The sequence below is a fragment of the Klebsiella sp. EMBS2024 genome, assembly GCF_036233805.1.
Taxonomy (GTDB): domain Bacteria; phylum Pseudomonadota; class Gammaproteobacteria; order Enterobacterales; family Enterobacteriaceae; genus Klebsiella; species Klebsiella pneumoniae.
Genome location: NZ_JAZARW010000001.1, coordinates 3997495 through 3997810, shown reverse-complemented (window position 1 = coordinate 3997810; position 316 = coordinate 3997495). Strand labels below are relative to the sequence as shown.

Below are 316 nucleotides of genomic sequence, written 5' to 3'. Positions count from 1 at the left end.
GTCGCCCAGNTGCNGGGCGGGATGCTCACCAACCTCGAAGGCCAGCTGAAGCAGCAGAGCGCCGCCCACCGTCTGGATGAAGTGCTGGCGGAAATCCCCCGCGTGCGCGAGGACCTCGGCTTCATCCCGCTGGTCACCCCGACCTCGCAGATTGTCGGCACCCAGGCGGTGCTCAACGTCCTGACCGGCGAGCGCTATAAAACCATCGCGAAGGAGACCGCCGGTATCCTGAAGGGCGAGTACGGCCGCACCCCGGCGCCGGTGAACGCCGCCCTGCAGGCGCGGGTGCTTGAGGGCGCCGACCCGGTGACCTGCC

General features: G+C 69.4%; 1 pseudogene. It reads left to right on the top strand.

Annotated elements, in window-relative coordinates:
• A pseudogene (locus VZP09_RS18220) lies at nt 1-316 on the top strand (sodium-extruding oxaloacetate decarboxylase subunit alpha); the annotation flags it as partial.